At 30.2% G+C, this 6,000-nt stretch carries 7 protein-coding genes and 1 riboswitch; of the genes, 2 read left to right on the top strand and 5 right to left on the bottom strand.

What is annotated here, in order from left to right; all coding sequences use genetic code 11:
- Positions 1–131: 131 nt before the first annotated feature.
- Positions 132–650 carry a CDP-diacylglycerol--serine O-phosphatidyltransferase gene (gene pssA / locus PNO30_RS08915; RefSeq protein WP_271988154.1) on the bottom strand — a complete coding sequence of 173 codons (519 nt, stop codon included), beginning with the start codon at positions 648–650 and terminating at the stop codon, positions 132–134.
- A 175-nt stretch (positions 651–825) separates the two neighbouring features.
- Here pssA and PNO30_RS08910 point away from each other — a divergent pair, with 175 nt between their 5' ends.
- Together PNO30_RS08910 and PNO30_RS08905 are read left to right on the top strand one after the other, a co-directional pair.
- Positions 826–1,734 carry a YitT family protein gene (locus PNO30_RS08910; RefSeq protein WP_271965908.1) on the top strand — a complete coding sequence of 303 codons (909 nt, stop codon included), beginning with the start codon at positions 826–828 and terminating at the stop codon, positions 1,732–1,734.
- A 40-nt stretch (positions 1,735–1,774) separates the two neighbouring features.
- Entirely contained in the window at positions 1,775–2,998 is a 1,224-nt protein-coding gene (locus PNO30_RS08905; RefSeq protein ID WP_271988152.1) for a chloride channel protein, read from the top strand.
- A gap of 51 nt (positions 2,999–3,049) precedes the next feature.
- Here PNO30_RS08905 and PNO30_RS08900 read toward each other — a convergent pair whose 3' ends face one another.
- Genes PNO30_RS08900 through PNO30_RS08885 form a run of 4 tightly spaced genes read right to left on the bottom strand, consistent with a single transcriptional unit; the run spans position 3,050 to position 5,786 of the window.
- Positions 3,050–3,769: an ABC transporter ATP-binding protein gene (locus tag PNO30_RS08900; protein ID WP_271965906.1), complete on the bottom strand. Its 720-nt coding sequence runs from the start codon at positions 3,767–3,769 to the stop codon at positions 3,050–3,052.
- Complete coding sequence (locus PNO30_RS08895) at positions 3,769–4,764, bottom strand: ABC transporter substrate-binding protein (RefSeq protein WP_003147161.1); 996 nt, start codon at positions 4,762–4,764, stop codon at positions 3,769–3,771. The genes PNO30_RS08900 and PNO30_RS08895 overlap by 1 nt, the downstream gene beginning before the upstream one ends.
- Positions 4,745–5,530 (bottom strand): ABC transporter permease, encoded by a 786-nt coding sequence (locus PNO30_RS08890; RefSeq protein WP_048803306.1) that lies wholly within the window; start codon positions 5,528–5,530, stop codon positions 4,745–4,747. Before PNO30_RS08890 ends, PNO30_RS08895 begins: the two co-directional genes overlap by 20 nt.
- On the bottom strand, positions 5,505–5,786 hold the full coding sequence (locus PNO30_RS08885) for a thiamine-binding protein (protein WP_271988150.1): 282 nt from the start codon (positions 5,784–5,786) through the stop codon (positions 5,505–5,507). Before PNO30_RS08885 ends, PNO30_RS08890 begins: the two co-directional genes overlap by 26 nt.
- A gap of 39 nt (positions 5,787–5,825) precedes the next feature.
- Positions 5,826–5,930, bottom strand: a riboswitch (TPP riboswitch).
- Positions 5,931–6,000 lie beyond the last annotated feature (70 nt).

The following is a 6,000-nucleotide window of genomic DNA, read 5'->3' as shown; positions in this document are numbered from 1 at the left end:
TACTTAAATTATAGAGGAATTTTACATTCTTTTCTATTTTTTTATAAATTTAAATACGGCTGATATTTATTATCAACCGTATTTATTATAGACTCATAAAAAAAGGAATTGGGCATGTAACCCGATTCCTTTTATATTTTCTTGATTTTTAAATTACTTACCATTAGATAAGAACATAATATTACTAAGATTAACGTAGCAATGCTTGGTAATTTTATAGGTGCAATAATCGCAAGAACCGTTCCACAAGTTGTGATAGGAACACCTTGGTAGTATCCATTTTTCATTTTTGTAACGTTGAATCTGGCTAAACGATAAGCCCCGCAACATACGTATACTCCGCAAATTATTGCAACTATTGTTGTTAGAATAGCTGATGGTTTTTCAGTAGCGACAAATATTTCAAAAACAAGCATAGCTGGTGCAACTCCAAAACTAACTACGTCACATAATGAATCTAAATCGTGACCAATTTCAGAAACAACACCAAGTTTTCTTGCAACGATACCATCGTATCTATCTGCAAGCATAGCTAATATAATAAAGACAGTTCCCCAAATGAAATATCCGTGTGATGTAGTCAAAATTGACATGAATCCACAAAATATATTACATAAGGTAAGATAATTTGGTATGAAGTTTTTATTCATCTTAAAAGTCAACCTCCAATATTGATATTATAATTATAGTACAAATTTGAAATAATGTCTAAGAAAATATAAAATTTATAATAATTAAAGTTAGAAAATTTATATAAGTACGGTGTTGTTTATCCCGAAATAAACTGTTATAATTAGGGTACAGTCGAATTTTGGGAGGTGTACTATGGAAAAGAATTTTAAAAATTTAAATTTTAAAAAAATTATTAAAGAGTTATTTATTATTTCTCTGGGATGTGCAATTTATTCTTTTGCTATTATGCATTTTAATGTTCCAAATAAACTTGCAGAAGGTGGGGGAACAGGGATAGCTCTGTTATTATTATATGCAATTGGACTACCTGTTTCTGTTGGTACAATTTTGGTGAATATACCTTTATTGGTAATTGGTTATAAAATGTTAGATAAGAAAACTATGTTATATACTGTTTATGGTATTTTTATGCTGACTTTTTGGATAGGTGTATTTGAAAAATACAATATTGCGATTGATATAGGTGGAGATAGATTACTTGCTTCTGTTTTTGGAGGAATTCTTGCTGGAATTGGACTTGGAATAGTCTTTTTAGCAGGTGGAACAACCGGGGGAGTCGATATTGTAGCTAAGATTATTCAGCTTTATACAGGAAGTTCAATTGGTAGAATAATTCAAGTTCTTGATGGAGTAATTATAGCTTTAACATTTGTAGTAGTTAAAAGTTTTCCTGCGATATTATATACTTTGATATATATATTTATTTGTACTAAAATGATTGACTATGTTGTTGAAGGCGGTGTTCCAGGAAAGGGTGTAATGATTGTTTCATCAGAGATAGAATTAATCACCAAAAGAATACAAGAAGATATGAATCGAGGCTTGACATATATTAAAGGTCAGGGAAGTTATTCTAAGAAAGATTTAAATATAGGATATTGTGTAGTTTCAAGAAATGAAATAGGGAAAGTAAAATCCATCGTTTATAATATTGATCCACGGGCTTTTGTAACAATCACCGAAGTGCATGACATTATTGGTGAAGGATTCAGTTTTGATCAACCGAAGAAAACGAGATTATCGTTTAAGAATAAATTATAAAAAAGGATGTATGAGAGTGACTTTATAAAGATGATTTTTTATGAATCATAAGTCTAAAGTCGCTCCTGTTATTATTCAATACAAGGAGGAAAAAATCAAAAAAAGTATGTTTAAGAATTATTATATAAGATTAGTAAGTTTAATATTATTAATAGCTGTTTGTTGTTCAGTATTTGGACAGATATTATTAAAACTCATAGAGGTAACAAGTGATTATTACAAGTATTTGATAGTGTTGACACCTATAATATTACTTTTTACAAAATTTAGTAATAAGTATTTAAAAACTAATACGATAGGAATGAAATATTTTATTGAAGCTGCAACTGATAAAAAAGATAAGGTATCATGGAGTTTTCCATTGATATTAACGTTAAATACTTTATTGGCACATGGATTTGGAGTAAGTGTCGGACGTGAAGGGGTTGCTGTTCAGTTAGGCGGAGCTATCGGAGGTAATCTTGCTGGCAGAGATTTCAGTAAGGAGAAGAAACAATTTTTTGTTAAATTAGGAATGATTTGTGGTTTTGCTGGATTGTTTCAGACGCCACTTGCTGCGGTAGTATTTATTTTAGAAGTTATTAGTGAAAGATTTAATTTTACAGTGAATAAGGTATATGAGTATATAACATATATCATCGGAGCATATATTAGCGCCTTTGTTTCACATAAATTAGGTTTAGAGAAGTTCTTTGTAAGAATAGACATAAGTAAGGTGAATATAAATATAGAATTTTTATTAAAGATAATTTTAATCGGTATAGTTTTCGTATTTGTAGGAATTTTCTTTGTTGTTATTCAAAGAAAAATTAAAGAAATAGTAGCATCAAATAATAAAATTAGTTGGATCCTTTTGATTGTATTTATTCTAGTTAGTTTTATTTTTGAATATAGATACGCTTCGTTAGGAACAAATTTAATTGGTCTTTCTTTCACCAACTTTGAACAAATTCAAATTTATGATTTTATACTGAAGATTATTTTAACAGCGATTTGTACCGGTATTGGTTTTAGTGGTGGAGAAGTTACGCCACTATTTGCAATAGGAGCTACATGTGGAGTAATTCTGGGAACGTATTTAGGTTTACCTATTTTAGTAACTGCAGCCCTAGGATATTGCCTTGTATTCTCAGCAGCTACTAAAACGTACATTGCTCCTATACTTCTTGCTTTAGAAGTATTTGGTTATAAGCTTATGTTTTTTGCAATTGTACCTGCATTTCTAATTTACTTAATAAATAAAAAGTATAGTATATATAAGTAGTAAAGATATAGAAGAAACCCTAGTGTGATTATTCGCACTAGGGTTTAGTTTTTAGAGTCCAAGTATATTAAGTATTTCTTTTTTATATTTTAATTTTTGTTCATCTTGATTTTCTTTATCAAGATTTATTTTAATTTCTGATACTATTTCACCAGGTTTGTTTTTTATGATATAAATTCTATCACTAAGATCGATGGCTTCATCGATATCGTGGGTAATAAGTAGAGTAGTTAGGTCAAGTTTATTCTTAATTTCTAAATACCAAGAGTGCAGCGAAATTTTAGTAATTGCATCGAGTGCACTAAATGGCTCATCTAGTAAGAATAGTTCTTCTTTAAACATATATGTACGAAGTAACGCGATTCTTTGACGCATACCTCCACTTAACTCGCTAGGATATTTATCTTTATATTCGTAAAGGTTAAATAATTTTAGACTGTTTATAGCTTCTTCTTCAGCTTCTTTTTTACTGACTTTTCTTATTAGAAGTGGAAGTGTTATATTTTGAATAATAGTCTTATGCTCTAGTAGTAAATCTTTTTGAAGCATATAACTTACACGACCTTTGTAGTCTGTGTTACCTTTTATTGATATTTCTCCACTTTGTAGAGGATTGATACCTGCGATAATATTGAAAAGTGTAGTTTTACCAACACCACTACCACCAAGTATTGATACGACTTCGCCTTTGTCGACGTATATATTTATATCGTGTAATATTTTATTGTTCGGATAATTGAAAGATAAGTTTTTTATTGATAATATGTTCATTATTTTATAAAGTCATTGCTGAATCCAGTATTTTCTGCAAGAGGTTTTTCAGTGATTTTGTTGTCGTTAACCCAACGGTAGAATGCATTCCATCTGTTAGCGTCGAATTCACCCCAGTGATCTTTGTTTGATGCATATTGTTTAGATAAATATTTTTGAGATTCAACGATGAAATCTTTTTTATCTTTTAATTCTGGAGCGTTTTTAATTAAAATCTCTGCAGCTTCTTCAGGATGTTCTATAGCGTAGACATATCCTTTCTTAATAGCTTTAAGAACTTTTTTAGCTTCTTCTTTATTTTCTTTTAAGTAATCATTATTTGCAATAATTACTGGAGAATAGTAGTCTAAGTCTTTATTGAAATCTTTTAAGTAGAAGTAGTTAATATCTAATTTCATACTTTCTGCTAATTTACCATCCCAAGCATAGTAGATCCAAGCAGCATCGAAAAGACCATTTTCTAATGGAGTAACAGAATTAGTATCTGTGTTTGGAGCTAAGTTTAATTTATTAGCGTCCCCTCCTTGTTTTTGAATTAGTGATTTAACCATTGCTAATTCTACTGGATCATTCCAAGTTCCATATTTTTTACCTTCAAGGTCTTTAGGTTCTTTAATATTGTTTTTCTTAAGTGAAATAATACCAGATGTGTTGTGTTCGATAATGGCAGCTACAGCAGTGATTCCTGCTCCTTTAGAAAGTTTGTTAGCCATTGAGTCTTGGTAATAAATTCCAAAAGGTGCCTTATTGTTAATAATTAAATCAGAAGTACTATCTTCAGGTGCTGGTTTAATATCAAGATCGATACCTTCTTCAGCAAAGTATCCTTTTTCCTTCGCTACATATAGACCCGTATGGTTAGTATTAATCGCCCAGTCAAGAACGAAGTCGACTTTTTTAAGTTCTTTTTTCTCTGCATTTTTATTAACTGTGCTACATGCAGTTAATGAAATTGCTAAGATAAATGCAAAAATGCTAGTTAATATCTTTTTCATGATTTTCTCCTATATATTTCCATTTAATAAATTTTTTCTCACTTAGTTTAACAAGTTCAATACTTAATAAACTAATAACTGATACTAATATGATAATTGCAAACATGGTATCATATTCAAAAAGTTTTTTTGCTTTAATCATGTATACTCCAAGTCCTTCAAATCCTCCAAGCCATTCAGCTACCACTGCAGCGATAAATGCATAAGAGACGCTGACTCTAAGCCCTGCATAGAAATAACTAAGACTAGTAGGAATTTTAACATGCCAAAGTATTTGGAATTTACTCGCATTCATAAGACGTAATAGAGTAATCATATCTTTATCACAGTTTCTAAATCCATCTAGAATACTAACAACTATTGGGAATGTTGTTGTTAAAACAATTAATACAATCTTTGGAGTTAGTCCGTATCCAAGCCAAAGAACAAGGATAGGGGCTATGGCTATAGTTGGAATAGTTTGAGTTAGTACTAAAAGTGGATAAATGGTCTTATTAAATATTGGTATACTATCCATAATTAAAGCAAGAAGCCAAGCTATGACTATTCCTAGGAATAATCCTATTATAGCTTCGAGTAGGGTGATTTTGCTGTGAAAAATTAATAGTTGATAGTTTTTTATAAATGCTTTTACTATTTCAATGGGTGTTGGAATAATGTATTTAGGCAATAAACCAAGATTTCCAGCACCTTGCCAAATTATGATTAAACACAACATAGAAATAGTTGCAGCGTATTTGTTAATTAAATTTGCTAATTTTCTCATCAATTGTTAAAACATCTCCGTAGTTAATTTTCACATTTGCAAAAATATTTTTGCTGTCCTCACCCGCTAGGACTAAACATTCTTTTAATGTATCCATTAAATCATTGAATTCTCCTTCAATGACCGTTTCAAATGGAGTTATCTTAATATTAGAATATTTATTTTGTAGAAAATAGATAATTTTATCTATAATTTCTATTCTACCATCATGGTTATCAAGTGGAAGAATTTGTAATGCAATACTGCAATTTATCAAAATAAAAAACCTCCTTACAATATAAGGGGGGTCTAAGTTTTGTCTTTAAGCTAAGTCTACCTACGCTGGCATTATCCAGATCAGGTGCGGTCGAAATATTGATATTTCCTCTCAGACTGTTCACAGACTCCCGTATAAATAATTATAGCATAACGGTAAAATAATTCAATAATAGTGCTTTCAAGGGACTGACTCAAAGAGTGCGATTTCGGAG

The sequence above is a fragment of the Gemella haemolysans genome (assembly GCF_028308085.1).
GTDB lineage: Bacteria > Bacillota > Bacilli > Staphylococcales > Gemellaceae > Gemella > Gemella haemolysans_D.
This window is presented reverse-complemented; position numbering and strand designations above follow the sequence as displayed.